The sequence below is a fragment of the Flavobacterium laiguense genome, assembly GCF_003097655.1.
Taxonomy (GTDB): domain Bacteria; phylum Bacteroidota; class Bacteroidia; order Flavobacteriales; family Flavobacteriaceae; genus Flavobacterium; species Flavobacterium laiguense.
Map to the genome: position 1 here is coordinate 25,972 of NZ_QCZH01000024.1, position 19,225 is coordinate 45,196.

The window sequence follows — 19,225 nt, forward strand, 5'->3', positions numbered from 1 at the left end:
TATTGTATATGGAATATTAACCATGTACGGTTTCATTTTTACCATAATTTACAATAATCGAGGTTTCAAACTCGATCCATTCTTGCCAACGTTTATCAACATCAAAATTGTCTGTATATTTTCGAGCAAACCCGAGGAAAGTGGTATAATGCCCCGCTTCCGAAATCATAAGATCTCTATAAAACTTAGCTAGTTCTGGGTCTTTTATATTTTCGGACAACACTTTGAATCGTTCGCAGCTTCTAGCTTCAATCATTGCCGAAAACAACAATCGATCGACTAAGGCATCTTTTCGGCTACCGTCTTTTTTCATGAATTTGAAAAGTTCATTAACATAATGGTCTTTGCGTTCCCTGCCCAATGTTAATCCTCTGCTTTTTATTAAATTGTGAACCAATTGCAGATGATCCAATTCTTCTTTCGCAATGACCAATAACTCCGTTACCAATTCTTCCAACTCTGAATTATAAGTAATCAAACTTATGGCATTTGAAGCCGCTTTTTGTTCACACCAAGCGTGATCGGTCAATATTTCTTCAATATTACTTTCTACAATATTTACCCAACGTGGGTCGGTAACTAATTTTAATCCAAGCATAACAGGTGATTTTTCGTTCTGCAAAATTAGTCTTTTCCTGTTGATTTTCCATTTAAAATGATGCTTTAACCATCTAAATTGTATTATTTTGCACCATTATCTTTAATTATTATGGAACAAATTCAAAAGCTTTTAATAATTGGTTTTGTATGGCCTGAGCCCAATTCTTCGGCGGCCGGCGGTCGTATGCTGCAGTTGATTGCTCAGTTTCAACAACAAGGGTTTGCAATTACATTTGCCAGTCCGGCTATGGACAGCGATTACATGGTTAATTTAGCTTCCTTGAATGTAGACAAAACTTCCATTACTTTAAATTGTTCTAGTTTTGATGTTTTTGTTGCAGCGTTGAATCCCGCTGTAGTTTTATTTGATCGGTTTATGATGGAGGAACAATTTGGATGGCGTGTTGCCGAAAACTGCCCCAATGCTTTACGAATATTAGACACCGAAGATTTGCATTGTTTGCGATTGGCACGACAAAAAGCGTTTAAAGCACATCGCGAATTTACCATAGCCGACACTTTAAAAGAAGATGTAGCCAAAAGAGAAATCGCCAGTATTTTGAGGTGCGATTTGTCTTTAATGATTTCTGAATTTGAAATGGAATTATTAAAAACCACTTTTAAAATAGACGAAAAACTGCTGTATTATTTGCCTTTTTTATTAGAACCCATTTCGGTAGCAACTTTTGAAAAACTTCCATCCTTTCAGGAAAGGCAAAATTTTGTTTTCATTGGCAACTTTCTGCATGAACCCAATTGGAATGCCGTTCAGTATCTAAAAGAAACCATTTGGCCTTTACTCAGAAAGCAATTACCGGAAGCCGTTTTAAATATTTACGGAGCCTATCCTTCGCAAAAAGTAATGCAATTGCACCAGCCCAAAGAAGGTTTTCACATCAAAGGCCGAGCGATTGATGCCAATGAAGTGGTACAAAATGCCCGAGTAGTTTTGGCTCCATTGCGTTTTGGAGCGGGAATAAAAGGAAAACTAATTGAAGCGATGCAATGCGGGACACCAAGCATAACAACAACTATTGGCGCCGAATCTATGCAGGGAAATTTGCCTTGGAATGGCTTTGTGACTGATGATATAAACGAATTTACAAAAGCCGCTGTTCTATTGTACCAAGATGAAAAACTTTGGAAAGTTGCTCAACAAAATGGAATCGCAATCATCAATCAACGGTATTCTAAAGAGTTGTTTGAAAATGATTTTGCTTCCAAAATCATTTTTTTACTTTCAAATTTAGAGCAACACCGCTTGGATAACTTTATGGGTTCTTTGCTTCAGCATCACACTTTAACTAGCACTAAATATATGTCACGTTGGATTGAGGCAAAAAATCGGATTTAAAAAAAAATCCGTCAAGTTCAAAAACTAGACGGAATTTGTATTTATAAAACCAAGTTATTCGTTATTTGAGAAGTTTTTTTTTATTTTAACAAACCTTCAATATCCTGAACGGTTGTTAAATGATAACCTGATTTTGCTTTATTAAAAATCTGCCTTGCCCAAATTTTTCCTTCGGGTGTTTTTACCATTTCTTTATAAAGTGTCGCCAACGATCCGGTTCTGCTGGTAGCAATCATAAACTGCTCTATCGCTGGATATGCTACAGTGTAGTGATGACGAATTGCCGGAACAAACCATTGGCGCTTGATCACGAAGTTCCCTCCTTTTGTGAAATTAAATTCAGCATCAATCTCCGCCATTTCTTTTATCGTAATATCTTCGGGAAGATAATCGATGAAATGCTGTTTCTCATTGGTGGACTTTATTTTTTGATTCAATCCTTTAACGCCCGTTTTTCTCCAGTTTTTCTGAATACTATCAATCACATTAAAATCCTCAGAAATGACTGATGTGATGTTTGATGGTACTCCAGGCTTGTAAATCCAGTCCTCAACTTTTATTTTATCAGCAAGAGCTTTGTCTTTTTTTATGAGGTTTTCGTTCAAATAGCTCACAAAATCTTCTGTTGTTATAGATTGAAAAGCATGGGCATCAAAATAATTTTTAATGAATACATCAAACTTAGCACGTCCGACTGCCTGTTCGATTACCTTTAAAAAATCATATCCTTTCACATATGGAATTTCGTTTATGGCATCATCTGGGTTTTTTCCTGTAGTATTTACTTTAAGTCGCGTGTCAGGATTTGTATTTCCAAATTCTGCTATGTTATCATTCAAATCTTTTCGGCTTAAAACACCTTGCATTTTGGCTTCTTTCTCCCCAAAAACAACTTCACCGATGCGGTGTTCCACATAAGTGGTAAAACCTTCATTCAACCAAATATCATCCCAAGTGGCGTTGGTAACCAAGTTTCCACTCCAACTGTGACCCAATTCATGAGCCAACAAACTGGTCAATGAACGGTCTCCCGCAATCACTCCAGGGGTAAGAAATGTTAGGTTTGGATTTTCCATACCACCATAAGGAAAGCTCGGTGGAAGAACCAGAACATCATATCTTCCCCAACGATACGGGCCAAAAAGTTTTTCTGCAGCAACGACCATCTTTCCCAATTCGGCAAATTCCCAAGCTGATTTTTCAAGCAAAGAAGGTTCCGCATAAACCCCTGTCCTTTCATCAATAGCTTTAAACTTAATATCGCCAACGGCAATCGCCATTAAATAAGACGGAATCGCTTTATCTTGCTTGAAAGTATAAATTCCTGTATCGTTTTTTTGTTGTGGATTGACAGCACTCATTACCGCCATTAAATCTTTAGGAACCGTAACTTTTACAGAATAGGTAAATCGAATTCCCGGAGAATCCTGACACGGAATCCAAGTACGTGACCAAATACTTTCTCCTTGAGAAAAAAGGAATGGCTTCTTCTTATCTGCCGTTTGTTGTGGTGTCAACCATTGCAATGCAATAGCATCTTTGGTGGTGTTATAATAAATATTGACTTTAGTCGTATTCGGTTCAATCGTAATATGAAGTGGCTTTCCGTGGAATTTAACTTCTGCACCGAGTTCAAATTTAGTTTCTTTTTCATCGTCACCAAGGGTAACCTTTCTAATGTTTAGCGTATTTTCATCGAAAATAATTTCGTTGCCTTTACTAACATTGTCAATTTGCCAAGATGCCTTTCCAGAAATGGATTGCGTGTCAAAATCAACTTTAATATCAAGATCCAAATGTTTTACAACAGCCAGATTTGGTTTTGAATAGGAATGCTCGTCTTTAACGAATGTATCCTTTTCGGAATTGTCTTTCTTCTGACAGGCCAAAGCGGCAAAAAAGAATGTAAGTAGGTATATTTTTTTCATTTTATAAAGTACTAATTTTAAGACCGTAAATTAAATAAAAAAATCCCGTTTTGACGTATCAAAACGGGATTTAAAATATAAAAATAGATCTATTACGCCAGCATAGTCACTGGATTTTCAATATATTGTTTTAAAGTTTGCAAAAACTGTGCTCCTGTTGCACCGTCGATTGTACGGTGATCACATGCCAACGAAAGCATCATAGTGTTTCCTACCACAATCTGTCCATTTTTTACTACTGGTTTTTCAACAATAGCCCCTACTGATAAAATAGCAGAGTTGGGTTGATTGATAATAGAGTTAAATTCGGTAATACCAAACATTCCAAGGTTAGAAACTGTAAAAGTACTACCTTCCATTTCGGTAGGTAATAATTTTTTATTTTTGGCTCTTCCGGCAAGATCTCTAACACTTGCACCAATTTGAGATAAACTCATAGCATCTGTAAATTTCAATACAGGAACTACCAATCCATCCTCAACAGCTACAGCTACACCCACATTTACATGGTGGTTGATGATAATAGCATCTTCTCTCCATTGAGAATTGATTTTCGGATGTTTTTTCAATGCTAATGCACAAGCTTTAATTACCATATCGTTGAAAGATACTTTGGTATCCGGAACGCTATTGATGATTGCTCTTGATTGCATAGCATCGTCCATTGTTACTTCTATCACAAGGTTGTAATGAGGTGCTGTAAACAATGATTCAGCCAAACGTTTCGCAATGATTTTACGCATTTGCGAATTTTTAATTTCTTCTGTGAAAACTTCCCCTGCTGGTACGAATACTTTTGGAGCTTCTGTTTTTGCAGTTTCCGGAGCTTTAGCCTCTGTTGCACTTGGAGCAGCAGCAGTTATTGGAGTGAAATTTTCGATATCGCTTTTCACGATACGACCGTTTTCACCTGTTCCTTTTACTTGTGCTAATTGAATTCCTTTATCACTTGCTATTTTTTTAGCTAATGGTGATGCCAGAATTCTTTTTCCGTCGGTTACGATTTCTACTACTTCCGCTGCGTTATCAGATGAAGTTGCTTTAACTTCTTCTTTTGCTTCAGTAGTTGTTGGAGTGGCTCCACCCACTTTATAATTTTCAGCGATTCCGCTAATGTCTGTTCCTGCAGGCCCTATGATAGCCAAAAGACTGTCTACAGGAGCTGTATTTCCTTCTTGAATTCCAATGAACAATAAAGTTCCTTCATTGAAAGATTCGAATTCCATTGTTGCTTTATCAGTTTCGATTTCAGCAAGAATATCCCCTTCAACAACAGTATCACCTACTTTTTTCAACCAAGTAGCTACTGTCCCTTCGGTCATAGTATCGCTCAAACGAGGCATTGTCACTACGATTACTCCTTTTGGTAAAGCTGTAGTTGCAGCTGGTGCTTCTACTGTTTTTACCTCAGTTGGAGCTGGTGTTGATTCTACTGCAGCTGGTGCAGCTGAACCTCCAGCTATCAAAGCAGAAACATCTTCTCCTTCTTTTCCAATAATTGCCAATAAAGAATCTACCGGTGCGGTTTCTCCTTCTGGTATTCCAATATATAAAAGTGTACCTTCATTGAAGGATTCGAATTCCATTGTTGCTTTGTCGGTTTCAATTTCAGCAAGGATATCCCCTTCGCTTATTTTATCTCCTACTTTTTTAAGCCAAGCTGCTACCGTTCCTTCTGTCATAGTATCGCTCAAACGAGGCATTGTTACAATTGTAGCCATATTTATAGTTTATGAGGTGTGAATGGATAGTTTTCTTGGTCGTACACTACGTCGTATAATTGTTGAATTTCTGGGTAAGGAGATTCCTCAGCAAACTGAACGCATTCTTCAACTAGTGCTTTTACTCTTTGATCAATTGCTTCAATCTCTTCTTCGGTAGCGAATTTTTGATCTAAAATCACATCCAAAACTTGAGTGATTGGATCTATCTTTTTATATTCTTCAACCTCTTCTTTAGAACGGTATAATTGCGCATCAGACATAGAGTGTCCTCTGTAACGGTACGTTTTCATTTCAAGAAAAGTAGGTCCGTCACCACGTCTTGCTCTGTCTATTGCTTCAGTCATTGCTTCGGCAACTTTTACAGGATTCATTCCGTCAACTGGCCCGCAAGGCATTTCATACCCTAAACCTAGTTTCCAAATATCAGTATGATTGGCAGTTCTTTCTACAGAAGTTCCCATGGCATACCCGTTATTTTCAACTATAAAAACTACAGGAAGTTTCCACAACATAGCCATATTGAAAGCTTCATGCAAAGAACCTTGACGTGCTGCACCATCACCAAAATAAGTCATAGTAACACCACCTGTACCGTTGTATTTGTCTCCAAATGCCAAACCTGCCCCTAATGGAATTTGACCTCCAACAATACCGTGTCCTCCATAAAAACGGTGTTCTTTTGAGAAAATATGCATCGACCCACCCATTCCTTTGGATGTTCCAGTTGCTTTCCCTAAAAGTTCAGCCATTACTCGTCTAGGATCTACACCCATACCAATTGGCTGAACGTGATTTCTATACGCCGTAATCATTTTGTCTTTTGTCAAATCCATAGCGTGTAAAGCACCTGCTAATACCGCTTCTTGACCGTTATATAAATGTAGAAAACCTCTAACTTTTTGTTGAATGTATAATGCTGCAAGTTTGTCTTCAAACTTTCTCCAAAGTAGCATGTCTTCATACCACTTTAAATAAACCTCTTTTGTTACTTCTTTCATCTGAATTAATTCTTTTGCTTAAGTGTTATTGTATTATCAATTATGACCTAGTAACGCAAAATAGTTTCCTCACCACAAATTTGCGCCCCGAAGGGGTCGGGATGCAAAAATAAGACATTCCTACTAAGAACTAAAATTTATAGCGTGATTTTTAAAGTAATTTTTTTTCAAACATAAACGGGAGTAGGTTTTTTAAGGATGCTGATTTATGAATCGCTCCTATTTCTCCCATAAAATAAATTTCTATAGGAGCCTCTTGTCGAACTTCGTATTCCGCTATAGCTTGCCTGCAAGATCCGCACGGAGGAACTGCAATGTCTGTTTTATTATTATCAGAAGCGGCTGTAATTGCCATCTTCAAAATAGTTGCTTCTGGATAAATGGCACCTGCATGAAAAATAGCGACACGCTCTGCACACAGACCTGATGGATATGCGGCATTTTCTTGATTGGATCCCACAACAATTTCCCCATTATCCAAAAGAATGGCTGCTCCAACTCTAAATTTCGAATACGGTGCGTATGCGTTTTTTCTAACTTCAATGGCTTTTTCTATCAAATTCTGAATAGTCTCAGGCAATTCTTGAATAGTATCAAAAACCGTTATTTGCGAAGTAAATACTATGTCTTTCATTAATTTGTATTTTTTTAAATTTTTACAGAGCGTAATCAAACGTTATAAAAACAATTATTATGCTTTTCGTTTTTTTTTAAACTAATTTTAAATTATTATAGACGAATTAAAAACAAAAAAATCCAATTTCAAGATATGAAATTTGGATTTTTTAATTGTGTATAAAACTCGAATACCTTAATAGTTCTCGTATGTATCTCCAAAATTAAATGTTAAAGAGAAGCGCAAAGTGTTCTCCAATGGATTTTGCACTTTAGATGCAGAGAACAAGTAAGAAACATCTATTTTAACAGAACTGTATTTGAAACCTGCTCCAAGCGAGAAAAACTCTCTTGCTCCTTTATCAGGACTTTCATGAAAATAACCCGCACGAAACGAAAAAGCATCTTGATACACATATTCAGATCCTATTGAATATGTCACTTCTTTTAACTCTTCACTAAAGCCACCCGGAGCATCACTAAATGACTGAAAAATTCCCGAAAACCACCCTATTGATTTGTATTCGTTTTTAGCAAGAGTGTTATCTGTTGAGTCAACCATTCCGTCTCCATTCATATCAACTCCTTGATAACTTCCATCACTATAATATACTTGAGGAGTAGGAACCATTAATTTACCTATTTCTAAATTTACGGCAACCTTATTATACTCATCTAATATAAAATCAAAACCTCCACCTAATTTCATGTTAGCTGGCAAAAAATTATTATTGATGTCGTCATCATCATACTTCATTTTTGGCCCCATATTCTGGAAATTAAATCCTGCTCTCCATCTTCCATTAAAATCGCTATAGGCTATTTCTTCCGATTGATAAAAACCCGCAACATCCACAGCAAAACTACTTGCCGAAGAAGCGTCGTTATTAACATCGGCAACTTTTAGGTTTGAATTTATATAACGTCCAGCTACCGCCATCGAGAACTTATCGCTTAATTTTTGGGAATAAGACAAATCAAAAGCAAACTCGTTTGGAGATACTATCCGAGCTTGACTATCAAAATCTTCTCTTAATTCAATATCCCCTAATCCGAAGTAGCGAAAACTTGCAGCAAAAGCACTTCGCTCACTATACTTATTATAGTACGTCAACTGACCTAAAGAGATATCGTTTGTCAAATCTGTCAAATAAGGAGTATAACTTAATGAAAACCCTTGCTGATCTGTTGAAAAAGTATATTTTGCAGGATTCCATTGCTGAGAAAAAGAATCAGCCGAAGTAGCTACCCCATTGTCTGCCATACCCGCAGATCTGGCATCTCCAGCTACCAAAAGAAAAGGAACCGCAGTAGTAATTGTATTCTCCTGAGCATTAATAAAATTAAACGCACATAAAAATGTAATAAATAGAACCGTTTTTTTCATTATAAAAAAAATATTAATTTGAAGTAAATATACTATATTATTAAAGAATTACAAGCTTTTCGAATTTTTCAACTCTCTTATTAGATAAAGTAGCTTTTACGGTAAGTTTATAAACATAAACTCCTTTTCCAATTTTATTGCCAAAATCATCTCTTGTATCCCACGAAATCTCTCTTGACAAAAAACCTGAAGTTGTAATCGTTTGATTTTTTGTCCAAACAACTTTACCTGTTATTGTCAACACCTGAACCTGAACCTCCAAGGGCTCATTTGGCTTATTATGTGAAAACCAAAACTCGGTATAATTCACACAAGGATTGGGGTAATTCAACACATTTGTCAGCTCTATAGTCTGATTTCCAACAACTAAAAACTGAATTTCCGATGTTGTTGGGTTATTATACACATCCCAAATCGTTAAAGTTAAAGTATGCAAACCAACTTTAAGATTCCTAAGCGGAAATCGCAAAGTACCTTTAGTGAAATCATCCAACTCGGTTTGATAATAATCGTTTAATACATAAGGATTACTTACATCTCCATCCAAAATTGCGACAATGTCATGACCAATCCCCCCAGCGGTATTAATACCACTTTCATCCTCCATAAAAGCAATAATAAAGGGAGATTCATTTGTAATACCTCCTGACACAAATGTCTTGTCATTCATATATAACTCCAATTTTGGGCTAATATTGTCCTCTACAGCATTTTCATTGATCCCCCCAACCATTATAGACGAATTATAACCCGTCACATCTTCAAGGGTTTCCCCTTTTTTAGCATAAAAACTTAATTTCCCTTTATCCAACGGGATTCGAATATCTTTGGGAACTATAAAATTATACTCAAATTGACCATTTGTAACAGATGCATTTCCTCTAAAAACAGCTTCACCTAGGACGCTAAAAGGCATCGGAGAACTAAATCCATCATTATTTAAAGTGTTTTTTATTACCGTTTTATCAAACATAACAGTAGACAAAACACCATTGAAATTCGTCATCGGAACATCGTTTTCATCGGTTATCTGCCCCGTGATTTTCATTTTGGCCAATGATTTAAAATCGGGTATTACTTGGTTAACCGGAATATCATTTACTTTACTAAGCACCACTTTTGGTTTTGGTATAGCCAAGATTAACGCAGGATCTCCGAGATAAGAAACAACGTTTGTAGCTGAATTTGGATTCTGGTTTTTAGAAACCCTTAATGCTTCGGCAATGGGTACATATTCACTAGCCCCATAAGACAGAAGGTTCTTCGTAAATAAATCATTAAAATTTTCAGCACTAAACTGCCCTATAGAACGTACGGTCGTTACCAAAGAAATTGCACCGCCTTTTGGGTTCCAATAAATATACTCTCCTGCTGTTGGACGTGACGGATTGTCAAAACGAGAAAATTCGCAAGTAATCGTTATGAATAAAGGATATTTGTATTGGTTGCTTACGTTTTGACTGTCTGCCTTATCCCAAATCCGTTCACTGGCCAACCCATCTTCCCCCCCATGTCCCAAATAATTAAAGACTAGAGCCCCTTTTTCGAATTCGTTATAAAAGTCCGCCTTGGCTTTAGGATATCGTGAACCACCAGCCGAAGCCTCCTGACTGTAGGAATCCAAGAATATTTTGGATACATTCAAAAATGGCTTTTGCAACGTAATTTCATCCGCCATTGCATTTTGCCTTGATTGTAAAGAAGCATCCGAGGTTTTATCCGAATCATCCGCTAGTGAGACATAATTATTTCTCCAATTTCCGTACGATTTTTTGTCATGGTATTCGATTACTTTATTAACCATTTCTTCTGCTTGAATGGTATTACTGACCAACATTCGACCAACAGCAATATCTATCCCTCCAAAAAAAGACACAATATTCCCTTCTGAATCATCCATTAATCCATAAAAATCGTCTGATGCAAAAGAAGCTTCACCTATAGTATTACTTCTTAAAGATTCATAAATGGGAACTACATTTGAGTTGTTTACAGTTCTATTTTTATAATCATACGATGCATCACCAAAAAGATTGACAAACCGTATTCTTCTATCAGTAGATGATGCATTATCAAATATGTATTTTATACAGTTTCTTATTGCGGAAATATCCTGTTTACCAGAGGAGAACTCCTGATAAATAGACTCTAAAGTCAACACCTTAACATTTAAATTAGAATTATTTCGATGAAAATTGGCCAATTTTTCTGCCTGAGCTTTTAAATATTCTGGAGTGATGATTGCATAATCAACGTCTTGAAACTGACCTTGGGTGTTTTTAAAAACGGTTCCTTTAATATTTGTATTTAAAATTTTTGATTTAGATTCCTTTAAAGGCGCATAATAATCTTGAGAATCAATAGTAATATATTTTTTCAGTTCTCCAAGATTTGCCTTGAATGAAAATGTGCTTTGGCTTGGATTTTCTGCTTTCGTTACATTATATATATCTGTAATATCCCATACTTGAGAAATAGCAGCTGCATTTGAAATAGAATAATTAACTATCCCCAGACTCGAATTTGATAAATCATACTGAAATCGAAATTGCTTACCGTATCCTTGAAGCTTGCTTTTTGCGATCAATCGAATATAATCCAGATAGCCTTTAGATCCTGGAACACCATTATTATTGTAGGTCAGTTTGATTTTTATGTTAGACGAACCAATAAAAGTACTATTATTAGGTAAAGATCCTGAAAAATACTGTGTCTCAGAATTTGTATTTAAGGCCGAAAATGAAACGTCAGCTACAGCAGCACCATTTGCAAAAACTTTAAAAGAGGTAGGAGTGTATGCCGCCGAAGCCAAAGCGACATTAACTCTCACAGGAACCGCCGCATCTATATTTGGAAAATTAAAGACAAATTCCTGATCTTGAGAAATATCGAAAGTTTCTCCAAACCATTGCCTGCCTAAATGCGCAATATTTACAAGGTCCACCTCGTGAAATTGATAGTCATCAAAAGTTGACAAATCTAAAGTAATCACTCCTGAAGGTTGGGTCATCACAGAAATTCTTTTACCATTATCCCCTTGCACAGTCACATAATAATAGGACTTGGAATCGTATAGATTTAAATTAGTTTGACTTTCTTCATTCCAATTATCAGTCCCTTCTCCGTAAAATAAAATAAAATCATCGGCATTAAAAACACCATCATTTTCCCCTTGCATTTGAATCGCGTTTTCAGTTAAATCAGACGGATAATCGATACTATTTGAAAGCGGCAGCATTCTCCCTCCATTGCCATATATTTTTATTTCTTTAGGATCTACTCCATTTAAATTAAGACCTAAATCCTGTAAAAAACTTTTTGATATTTTATAAACACCCGATTTTTCAATATAAAATCGAAACCATTCTCCACTTGCTAAAGCAGAATTTGACAATGCATTCTTGTTTTTACTGACATTTAATTTTCTGGAAGAGCCAACATTTAGCGTATAAGAAAACGACTTAACCCTTTTATACCCATTACCATCTTTAATAATAGGAGATAATTTTAAAAATGTTTGCTGCAAATCTCTGGATTCAATAGAATTTACCGAAGCTTTTACGGTATTAGGTATATTTAGAATTTTCAAATCCCCCAACTGCATTATGGAAATAGTTTCATAAATCAAATTTGTGATTTGCAAACTATTTTCATCAAAAGCAGCTGAATTAGATAGATTTAAATTGTAAAATACAGACTCTAGATTTGAATCATAATAATAATCAAAACCTTTAAAATGAGGAATGTGCTTTATAGAATTACCAAAAACAATTTCTGTGTTTTCAAACCATTCTATGGTAACTTCACCTTTTACTTGTGAAAAAACAAATAAAGGCAGAAAAAAAATAAAGGAAAAAAAAAGATTTCTCATGAAAATAATTAACAAAATAGACCTGAAATAATTGCTAAAAGTAACTAAAAAATATCAATTTCCTTTTTTGATGCAGCATGAATACAGAAAATATTAAATCTATTTTTTTGTTGTATTGTGTAATAAAATATATAATTTTGCGTTTAGAAATTATCTGAGCTAGACTTTAAAATAAGTTGTGAATTGGTTTTGTGTATTAAACCATAATTATTACATTGCGCCACCTAAATTAATTATCACCTACTAGAAAGTATGAAAGTAAATAAAAACATAGCCTTAAAAATAATGTTGTCACTAACATTAGTGATTGGCTTAGCGAGTTGTAGCAAAAAATCTAAAACAGATAGTGCCTCGAGAGGGACTGGATGGAATGTAAATAGTTCAAAAGGCGGTTTTAGAAATGCATCAAGCCATAAAGAACAAGAAACAGGACCAGGATTGGTTTTTATCGAAGGTGGAACTTTTACAAAAGGATTAATTCAAGACGATGTGATGCATGATTGGAACAATATTCCAAATCAACAACATGTTATGTCATTTTACATGGATGAAACAGAAGTTACCAACTTAATGTACCTTGAATACTTAGAATGGTTAAAAAAGGTATATCCTCCAACAGAAGAAAATTATAAAAACATATACGAAGGCGCTTCACCAGACACATTAGTTTGGAGAAACAGGTTAGGTTACAATGAAACCATGACTAACAATTACTTAAGACATCCTGCTTATGCAAACTATCCTGTAGTTGGTGTAAACTGGGTTCAGGCAGTTGAATTTAGCAAATGGAGAACAGATCGCGTAAATGAAGCTGTATTGGAAAAAAATGGTTATTTAAAGAAAAATGCTAAATCATTGGATGTTTCTGCAGAAAACAATTTTAGCACTGAAACATATATAGCCGCTCCAACACTTACTTATGGCGGTAACGAGGAAATTCTTTTGAAAGGAAAAGGATCATCTAAAAAAGGACCAAAACCAGGCAAAGACGGCAAAGTAGTTGAAGAGAAAAATGTATATGCTCAAAGGTCAACTGGGATTATTTTGCCAGAATACAGATTACCTACAGAGTCTGAATGGGAATATGCCGCAGCAGCCGATGTTGGACAAAGAGAATACAATATATACAAAGGACAAAAGAAATATCCTTGGTCTGGAAGTTATACCCGTTCTGGAAAAAGATCAAATAAAGGTTTCCAATTAGCCAACTTCAAACAAGGTAATGGAGATTACGGCGGAATCGCTGGTTGGTCTGATGACGGTGCTGACATTACAAATGAAGTAAAAAAATATCCTGCAAATGATTTTGGTTTGTATGATATGGCTGGAAACGTGGCAGAATGGGTTGCCGATGTTTACAGACCTATTGTTGACGTAGAAACAAATGATTTTAACTATTTTAGAGGAAACGTTTATACTAAAAACAAAATTGGAAAAGACGGGAAACTAGACATTATTACAAGCAACAATGTTGTTTATGACACCTTAAGCAATGGGAAATTAGTAGCCAAAAGTTTACCTGGAGAAATTGCTCAAGTTCCTGTTGATGAAAACGAAACATATTTAAGACAAAATTTCAGCACTAGCGACAATATCAATTTCAGAGACGGTGACAAGCAATCGACCAAATACTATAAGTTTGGTGGGTCTGATGCTGAAAAAAGTAAAATGTCTGACAAAGAAGTTATGTATAATGCTCCAAAGCACAATGTAAAAATTGACAGCTTAGGAAATATGGACAGGAAATACGACAAATCAAGCAAGAGAACTACCTTGATTAACGATGCCGTTAGAGTTTACAAAGGAGGATCTTGGAGAGACAGAGCCTATTGGTTAGACCCGGCTCAAAGAAGGTTTTTCCCTCAAGATATGGCAACTGATTACATTGGTTTCAGATGTGCTATGTCAAGAGTAGGTTCAAAGTCTAAAGCAAAAAAATCACCTAGAAATTAATTTCTTATAAAAATTCACCTAAAAGCCCTTTAATTAGGGCTTTTATTTTTTAAACTATATAATATGGATATTAAATACATTCATAGTCTGTTTTTGAAATGCAATTCTGTTTCAATTGACACACGTAAAATTGAACCAAATTCACTCTTTGTAGCCATAAAAGGGGAAAACTTTGACGCCAATACTTTTACAAAAGAAGCATTAGAAAAGGGTGCCTCCTATGTTATAATTGACAATGGAGATTTTTTTATTGACAACAGAACCATTTTAGTTGAAAACAGTTTAGAGACTTTACAAGAGCTAGCAAAATTTCATAGAGCCTATCTAAAATTACCCATAATTGCCCTAACCGGAAGCAACGGAAAAACCACTACCAAAGAGTTGATTCATGTAGTTCTTGCTAAAAAATTCAACACAAAAGCAACGGTTGGAAATCTAAACAACCATATCGGCGTACCTTTAACGCTTTTGTCTTTTAATAGTCAAACTGAAATAGGGATTGTTGAGATGGGAGCCAATCACAAAAAAGAAATCGAGTTTCTATGTGATCTAGCAAAACCAGATTATGGCTATATCACTAATTTCGGAAAAGCCCACTTAGAAGGTTTTGGTGGTGTTCAAGGAGTTATTGAAGGAAAAAGTGAAATGTATCACTATCTTTTGAACAATGATAAAATGGTATTTGTAAATCTGGAAGACCCCATTCAAGTAGAAAAATCAAAAGCTTTACAGCACTATTCTTTTGGTGTAAACAAAGAAGAAGCTAATCTAAATGTAATTTCGATTGAAGCAAATCCATTTGTAGTGATTGCCTATTCAAATAATATTATTTCAACTCATTTAATTGGTTTGTATAACGCAAATAATATAAATGCAGCGATAGCAATTGGTAAATATTTTGGAGTTGATGACAACGCCATAAAAGAAGCTTTAGAAAATTACATCCCAGAAAATAATAGATCCCAATTAATTACAAGAGGGTCTAATGAAATTATTCTTGATGCCTACAATGCCAATCCTAGCAGTATGAAAGTGGCCATTGAAAATTTCATTCTTTTAGACAAAGTAAATAAAATAGTTTTTTTGGGTGATATGTTTGAATTAGGGAAAGAAAGCTTAATTGAACACAAAAACGTTGTTGATTTGCTTGTAAATCAAAATGATATTATTTGTTATTTTATAGGAAAAGATTTCTACCAGAATAAGGTAGATAATAACCGTTTTTATTTTTTTGAGACTTTTGAAAATTTTTCAAATTCTATTAAGGAAAAGATGTTCGAAAATAACATGATTTTAATTAAGGGTTCTAGAGGAATGGCTTTGGAACGAACCTTAGATTTTATTAGTTAAATATTTTACATAACGCCTTCATAATTAATGAAGGCGTTTTTGTTTTAAAGACTCAATGTCGTTCACTTATGACAGTTTGTCAAGTCGAGCGAAGTCGAGACCAATCGTTGAGTCTCGACTTTAGTTTATCCTGAGCAAAGTCGAATGGACTCGACTTGACAACTGCACTAAAAACGTTTCACTTGTTAAGGAAACAACATTGTTTAAAGACTCATTAAATAGCTTATTAGATTTTCTTTTTTGTTTAATTCTAATTTTTTCCTTAATCTGTATCTGGCTAATTCAACTCCTCCGGTTGAGATATTCATAAATTCAGCAATTTCTTTGGTAGACATGTTCATTAATAAATAGGTGGACAAGTCCATTTCTCGGGGAGAAATGGTGGGATGTTTTTCTTTTAACTTTTTTAGAAAATCAAAATGCACATTCTTGAGGTGTTTTTCTAAATCTTTCCAACTTTTATCTGTATTCACTTCTTTTGCGATACTTTTGTTCAGTTTGGTAAACTGGTTTTTTGTTGATTCATCAAATGAACCACTATTAATGTCTTTTAATTTATAAATAATACCATTTAGTATTTTATTCTTTTTAACCACTTGCAAAGTATTATTTACTAATTCTTTGTCTTTTGATAAAATTTTAATTTGCAGCTTTTCATTTTCTAATTTTTCTATCTCTTTTTCAAGATCATGTTGTTCTTGTTTAATTTTAGTTTCTTTCTCTAAATATAATCTTCTTTGTTCTAATGTTTCAAAATGTTTGTTTTGCCTTATTTTAATTTTTATTCTTAACCTAATGTAGTAAACTAAACCAACAGCCATTAATAAGTATAATAAATAAGCTAAGGAATGTCTATACCATGGTGGATATACCCTGAAATTAATTGAAGTTTCAGCAGATTGAATTCCGTAACTGTTTCTCACTTTTACCTTCATTTTGTAATTACCTTCTTTGAGGTTGGTGTACTCTTTTATGGCACTATTTGACCATGGACTCCAGTTCTCATCAAAGCCTTCCAGCTGATATGAAAATTCTATATTTTCAAGATTTTCATAAGAAGGAGATGAAAATGTAAATTTTACTTGATTTGACGCATACGCCAATTCATATTTTGCCCTTATATTTAGCCCGTTTTTCAGGTGTATAGTGTCTCCCGGAAATGAAAAACTTCGTATATGGGCTTTTGGTTTTAGCGCAGACTTGTTTTCGATAGTGGAATCATAATGTGCTAGCCCGTCTGTTAAGCCTATAAAAGTATTTCTTGAGTCAATCGTATTTATCGACATGTAATTTGATACTAGATTCCCTGTTAAGTTTGATAAGGGTGCTATTACATGTTTGTATTTGTTGTATCCAACTTTCATCAATGCTCCCATGGATTCATTAAAAACATACCAAAGGTTTCCACTTGCATCGGCTGTTAGCTCATTTATTTTCGGAATAGACTTGAATATATTGGTTATGGCTAGATCTTCAACAAATGCATCTTGCGCTTTTGAATAGGTGTAAAATATATTGTTCGATTGGAAATATATTTTATTATTTATTTTTTGAAGACTTCCAATTCCGGGATTTTGTTCTGAAAACTGGGTAAATATTTTAACTGCCTTTGCCTTTTTTAGATCATTACTAAAAGCAATTTGGCATATATATGCATCCTTTTTTAGCCATATATAATCTTTGTCTATTTCAAATGAGCTGGATGATTTATCGATACCTTCAATTTTATTCTTGAATTTCATTCCTGAAAAGGTTTTTTCAAAAACGGAAAAACCATTATAAGTTGATCCAATAAAAAAATGGGGGTGATTTGGAATTGATTTAAAACCAAAATATCCCCTAGGGTCAAGATTTTGGATCGTTTTACCATTATTTAAAAGCAATGCTCCTTTGTTACTCGCACATATAAGCTCACCCTCTATTACTTGAACATTCCATGCTTGAGCTGTTGTTCCTTCTACAAGCTTGAAAGAACCTTCCTTGAAATCTATATTCCAGGGATGGTAAAACACCCCTTGATTTGTGGCAACATACAAATTGCCTTTGTGCACAACAGAAGAGTACACAGTACCCAAATTATAACTAAACCCAAAGTAGGTGAGGAAAGAGTTTTCGTTTACATATGCAATACCATTGTCTAATCCTAACCATAAGTTATTACTGCTATCAATATAAGTAGTAAGGACCGTATTGTTTTGAAGTCCTTTGCTGCGATTAATATGTTGTATAATATTCCCCTTTATATCACAGATAATAATTCCATCAAGTACTGAATTGATTACGATGTATTTTTTTTTATAAAGGATACATCCGAGAGAACCATTTTTTTTGACAAAAGTATTTGCTTCTGTATTCCAAGGCGCAACTTGATTGTTTTCTAATGTAAATAAGCCCTTATCTAAAGTAGCCGTCAAAATTTTATTTTTATCTAATTCAATCATACCCCAAACTTCCGAATTATTCAAAGCATCAGAACCTTTAAGCAAAACTAGTTTGTCATTTTTGTACTCCATAATACCCGAAAAGAAATCTTGAAAATACAATCTGGAATTGGCAAGAAATGAAAACTGAAATCTTTTGGGTGCGTTTATCGTTTTAATTTTATTGTTTTTATAAATATAAATTCCATTAAATGATTGAAAAATAACTTCCTCTTTATAGAGATGTATTTTCCAGATAAAATCAATGCTATTGAGTGTCTTTTTGCTTAAGAATTTGGAAAGTGAAAAGTATTCTAGTTTTCCTTTTGAATTGGGTTTAAAGTATCCAAATTCATTGTAACAGCCCACGTATATTTTTCCCGAAGGGTCAACTTTTAAGCATTTGATTGCATTCGAGTTTTTTGGTTTGTATTTGTTCCACGCTGATCCGTCAAATTGTAAAAGACCGTCATTATTTCCAAAATACAGATTGCCGTTTATGTCTTGGTCAATATCCCAGTTTTGAGTGCCGCCTTTATACTCTATTCTACTATAATTTTTAATATGTGGCAGTCCAATTTTTTTTACTTGTCCAAAAAAACTAATGGGCAAGTTGATTAAAATAAACAGTAAAAAAAGTCCAGTTAATTTCACGTGTTGGTATTTATTGTACTTCATCGGTCATGTGTGATTTGCATATCGTTATTGGTATTTGCAACCTATTTTCGGGAATGTTAATATAAATATTTTATATGTATTTGTTTTTATGAAAGGGCCTTTTATAATTGAATTTAAATGTGTTTATTGGATTTTAAGCTAAAGTATCTAATTTGTCGTAATTGTAGTGGTTTTTTTATATTAATATTTTTTTAAGTAATTATTTTTAGTTTGTTAATAGTTGATATTCTGTGTTTTGAATTTAATTTGATGTGTTTTTGTAATATAACAACAAGGTGTTTGATGTGTTTTTGTAAAGTTTTTTAATTACCAATGTAGAAAAATTATCTGTACTATTGCATTAAATA

General features: G+C 34.4%; 11 protein-coding genes. 3 read left to right on the forward strand and 8 right to left on the reverse strand.

Annotation, left to right across the window (positions count from 1 at the left end):
- Nucleotides 1-16 precede the first annotated feature (16 nt).
- Nucleotides 17-598 carry a tRNA-(ms[2]io[6]A)-hydroxylase gene (gene miaE, locus DB891_RS15305; protein WP_116764458.1) on the reverse strand — a complete coding sequence of 194 codons (582 nt, stop codon included), beginning with the start codon at nucleotides 596-598 and terminating at the stop codon, nucleotides 17-19.
- A 111-nt stretch (nucleotides 599-709) separates the two neighbouring features.
- Here miaE and DB891_RS15310 point away from each other — a divergent pair, with 111 nt between their 5' ends.
- Nucleotides 710-1,954: a glycosyltransferase gene (locus DB891_RS15310; RefSeq protein ID WP_116764459.1), complete on the forward strand. Its 1,245-nt coding sequence runs from the start codon at nucleotides 710-712 to the stop codon at nucleotides 1,952-1,954.
- A gap of 80 nt (nucleotides 1,955-2,034) precedes the next feature.
- On the opposite strand, the gene DB891_RS15315 is transcribed toward DB891_RS15310, so the two are convergent.
- The 6 genes from DB891_RS15315 to porU all read right to left on the reverse strand — a co-directional run bounded on the left by DB891_RS15315 (nucleotide 2,035) and on the right by porU (nucleotide 12,477).
- A complete protein-coding gene (locus tag DB891_RS15315; RefSeq protein WP_116764460.1) occupies nucleotides 2,035-3,882 on the reverse strand; it encodes a hydrolase/aminopeptidase in 1,848 nt (615 codons plus the stop codon).
- A gap of 92 nt (nucleotides 3,883-3,974) precedes the next feature.
- The gene (locus DB891_RS15320) at nucleotides 3,975-5,603 is read right to left on the reverse strand and encodes a pyruvate dehydrogenase complex dihydrolipoamide acetyltransferase (protein WP_116764461.1); all 1,629 of its coding nucleotides are present in this window, start codon (nucleotides 5,601-5,603) and stop codon (nucleotides 3,975-3,977) included.
- 2 nt (nucleotides 5,604-5,605) lie between these two features.
- Nucleotides 5,606-6,604 (reverse strand): pyruvate dehydrogenase (acetyl-transferring) E1 component subunit alpha, encoded by a 999-nt coding sequence (gene pdhA / locus DB891_RS15325; RefSeq protein WP_116764462.1) that lies wholly within the window; start codon nucleotides 6,602-6,604, stop codon nucleotides 5,606-5,608.
- A gap of 151 nt (nucleotides 6,605-6,755) precedes the next feature.
- On the reverse strand, nucleotides 6,756-7,238 hold the full coding sequence (gene cdd / locus DB891_RS15330) for a cytidine deaminase (RefSeq protein WP_116764463.1): 483 nt from the start codon (nucleotides 7,236-7,238) through the stop codon (nucleotides 6,756-6,758).
- Between the two features lie 177 nt (nucleotides 7,239-7,415).
- The gene (gene porV / locus DB891_RS15335; RefSeq protein ID WP_116764464.1) at nucleotides 7,416-8,606 is read right to left on the reverse strand and encodes a type IX secretion system outer membrane channel protein PorV; all 1,191 of its coding nucleotides are present in this window, start codon (nucleotides 8,604-8,606) and stop codon (nucleotides 7,416-7,418) included.
- A 40-nt stretch (nucleotides 8,607-8,646) separates the two neighbouring features.
- Nucleotides 8,647-12,477 carry a type IX secretion system sortase PorU gene (gene porU / locus DB891_RS15340; RefSeq protein ID WP_116764465.1) on the reverse strand — a complete coding sequence of 1,277 codons (3,831 nt, stop codon included), beginning with the start codon at nucleotides 12,475-12,477 and terminating at the stop codon, nucleotides 8,647-8,649.
- A gap of 252 nt (nucleotides 12,478-12,729) precedes the next feature.
- Between porU and gldJ the strand changes: the two genes are divergently transcribed.
- Both gldJ and DB891_RS15350 read left to right on the forward strand, forming a co-directional pair.
- Entirely contained in the window at nucleotides 12,730-14,430 is a 1,701-nt protein-coding gene (gene gldJ / locus DB891_RS15345) for a gliding motility lipoprotein GldJ (protein WP_116764466.1), read from the forward strand.
- A gap of 63 nt (nucleotides 14,431-14,493) precedes the next feature.
- Complete coding sequence (locus DB891_RS15350; RefSeq protein ID WP_116764467.1) at nucleotides 14,494-15,780, forward strand: UDP-N-acetylmuramoyl-tripeptide--D-alanyl-D-alanine ligase; 1,287 nt, start codon at nucleotides 14,494-14,496, stop codon at nucleotides 15,778-15,780.
- 203 nt (nucleotides 15,781-15,983) lie between these two features.
- Here the strand turns inward: DB891_RS15350 and DB891_RS15355 are convergent, their stop codons facing one another.
- Entirely contained in the window at nucleotides 15,984-18,878 is a 2,895-nt protein-coding gene (locus DB891_RS15355; RefSeq protein ID WP_116764468.1) for a helix-turn-helix and ligand-binding sensor domain-containing protein, read from the reverse strand.
- Nucleotides 18,879-19,225: the final 347 nt, after the last annotated feature.